This is a genomic window from Pseudanabaena sp. 'Roaring Creek', from assembly GCF_001402795.1.
Taxonomy (GTDB): Bacteria; Cyanobacteriota; Cyanobacteriia; order Pseudanabaenales; family Pseudanabaenaceae; genus Pseudanabaena.
The window spans coordinates 1-3,196 of record NZ_LIRE01000404.1 but is presented as its reverse complement, the minus strand read 5'-3'; the positions used below and the strand labels follow the sequence as shown (position 1 = coordinate 3,196).

Sequence of the window (3,196 nt, the reverse complement as noted above, 5' to 3'; positions counted from 1 at the left end):
GGTTTTAGATGAGGTATTTATTAAGGATAGATAATTGGGAAATCGGGGACATATTTGCCATCACAGGCATATTTGGCTCGATATTCTTGTAAAACCATGCGATCGCCTTCTAGTTTATAAATTGCTGATGAGCCACAATCACCGATCCCACGAAACTTAGTGAAATTGGTTATGGTCAGCGATCGTAGATTAAGCCGAGGCATTCCCACAATCGCCCGTTCGGTAACTCGTTTCGGCTTTTCGCCATCCTTAGGCTCTTGGAAAATATCAAAGTCAAGGGAAACAACCCTTGTTTTTGGCGATTCATCACTCCATAGGACATATTCAAAAACCCCCTGATAGGCGGCGAGCGAGCATTGAATTTGCACTAAATATTTTTTGTCTGAGATAGGGAAAGATTTAGAACCCATCCCTTTTTGCGTATCCCCATCTTGAAAGCTATCTTTACAAATTCCAAGGCGTTCGCGATTTTGTAATACATATTGCAATGGTTCAGAACTAGCATTCGAGCCAGTTGGCTTCGTATTATTTCGCGCAAGATATCTAAGTAATTGCTCTTCTGTTAGTTTGCGACTGGGGAAAGTTACTCGCATCACAGGCTCAGGATTTTGGGTGGTTGGGGCTTCGAGTGTATATATGTAGCCATCATTATTGAACTCAATTGCCCCCTCTTTTTGAGGGTTATAATTTGTCGCTTCTAGGTTTAACCCGCCACTCCCATCTTTGTTACGGCTGACATAATAACGTGGGCGATCAGGTTCTTTGGCATCGGCACAAATATATATTCGATAATTAGAAGTCTCGCCGTAAGCATAGGTAACTTTCGATTTCCCGCAAACGCTATTGTCTTCTAGATCTTTGATATCACCAATGGCGATCGCTTTTGGTGGGGTATTATTGGGGGCATCAGCGATCGGCTTTTGTGTTTCTGGAGATTTAGTCGGAGATGCCGCTACGGGCTTAGGACTAGTGGAAGTCTGGGCATTACTTGGGGAAGGCGAAGAGTTTGATGCATCCTGATTAGAGCATCCAAGCATTGTAAGGCCTGCCATTGCAGCCATTAAGCCCAATCGAATTTGCAACATGAATCTTGCTCCTTATAGCTGCTCTTTAGTATAGAGTTTCCATCTCGTCACAGGATAGGCTACAGTTCTTTGTCCTTTTATCGAGTAGCTAGGCGCTAAGTCTAAAAACGCAAACCCTTTAGCGCGCGGTGCGCTTGCGCCATAGGGTAGGTGTCCGTTTTTTAGTTCCTAGCTACTTGAAGCTAATAAAAACAAATCTTTACTATTGGCTGTGAACGGTAATCGACTCTATGGCTTTAAGTATTTTAAGTACATTTACGCCCAAGCAGGCATGACCTTTAGAATAGTGAATATGTTCCTTAGGTTTGTTTAGCTTTATGGGCTGACATTTCTATGATAATCACCGCCCGAGCCGTAGTGCCATGCCTCGATCTGACTTTGCAACAGATATTGTTGTTCGGGGAGGAGATTGCCGATCGCTGATTCTAGCGATGGGCTAATTAGATCGCAAAAACTATATGCTCCCAAGCCAAGATAATGCTTGAGCCAATCGACTAAGGTCGGTATCCCTACCTGTTGCATGATTTTGAGAATTAGGATGGGATCGGCAATGGACATCGCTAGCATCGTTTGAGCGAGGGGGATAAACTGTACGACATCTTGCAAAAAAGGATAGAGCACCCGATCGCCTAGTTTGTCCATGGCTGTAAAGGTGACATTGAGTAAATAATTAATGCGATCGCTTTCGATTTTCTGATTGACACCAACACTCATGGACTTTTGAAATAGCCAAGTTACCGATAGATTCGGTTGATAGGGTTGAAGCGATCGCAAATTTTCCTTGGTTAATAAATCAGCTTGCAAAGCGCTGTTAATCCCCTTACTCAAGCGCGGCAGATGGCGTACCATTGCCCCAAAGCCCCCAAAACTAAGGGGAGACTGCATTCCCGAGCTATCCCCTACTTGTAAAATCCGATCCCAAGGAGTCTGTAAAGGATTGTTTTTGTAAGAGGGAAAAAGACCAAAGAGAACTCGTTTGAATTCCAGTTGAGAAAGTTCGATGTCCTGATATTGAGGGAGCCAAAAAAGATAATCTTCCATCAATTGCGCGAAACTCGGACGTTGCGGATCGGCATCCACATAGGTAAACATATAAGTGGTTCTCCCATCCCGCGCAGGGAATGCTTCCCAAAAATACTGACATTGATTTTGGATGGGTGTAAAGCTATAGATCAGGTCGCCGTAATTTCTTTCTGGCATCCCCTTTGCACAACTACCGACCACCATACAAATTCCATCGGGCTTAATATTGCCCTGTACTTGCGATCGCGCTTGCTTGGCGATCGGGGAGAAATGCCCCATGACATCCAGTAACAGTTTTCCTTTTATCAAAATATTCTCGCGATCTACGCGATCCTCTCGATCGAACTGCCGCGCAAATTCTACGGATACTCCATCGGTATAGACGATCGCCTGCGTAAATGTGGCTTGCTCCCATAGCGTTCCACCCGCACCCAAAAACTTTTGTTTGAGAACTTCGAGTAGATAAACAGGATCGACCCCAATATTAAGAATATCGCGAACCCATAGTTCTTTACCGCCATTAAAACCAACTCGCGCAGGATTGTATATAGTGGCAATAGCAGTTTCAAGCTCGGTCTCAGTCAATAAATCTAATTCTAAAAAAGCATTTAATTCCTGTCGGGAAATATTCCATTCTTGCTCTCTTCCGCGCAAAATGTTCCGCTCGATAATGGCAACGCGCCAGCCTTGACATTGCAATGCACAGGCGATGAATATCCCCAAAGTGCCGCCGCAAACGATCGCATCAAAATCTTGTTCGCCCTTTTGCTCACCTATTTTCCCCTGCACCGTTTGCACCACTGGCGCGATCGTCTGATTTCTTTGCCGAAAACTCGTCCAAAAAGCATCCATGCTTTCCAATTGCGCTGGAGTTTCCGCAGGCATTTGCGATCGCAGGGTTTGAAACAATGACATAGTTTTAACTAATGTGAGTGAGAAGTCCCGCACTCTATCCGTTTACAGGGATGAGTGGCGGGATGAAAACGAATCAGAAAACAAGTTAAGCGACAGTGAATCCATGATAAAAAAGAACTAAGCGGAGTTGAAAAGAGTAGCCGTGGTGGGCGAACTTTCCGTTGTATAAAGGC

The 3,196-nt window shown here is 44.5% G+C and carries 2 protein-coding genes; both read right to left on the bottom strand.

Annotation, left to right across the window (positions count from 1 at the left end; all coding sequences use genetic code 11):
• Positions 1–20: 20 nt before the first annotated feature.
• Positions 21–1,052: a DUF1176 domain-containing protein gene (locus AC805_RS13585; RefSeq protein WP_197278726.1), complete on the bottom strand. Its 1,032-nt coding sequence runs from the start codon at positions 1,050–1,052 to the stop codon at positions 21–23.
• A gap of 348 nt (positions 1,053–1,400) precedes the next feature.
• Positions 1,401–3,023, bottom strand: a complete 1,623-nt coding sequence (locus AC805_RS13580) for a hypothetical protein (protein ID WP_055075924.1) — start codon at positions 3,021–3,023, stop codon at positions 1,401–1,403.
• Positions 3,024–3,196: the final 173 nt, after the last annotated feature.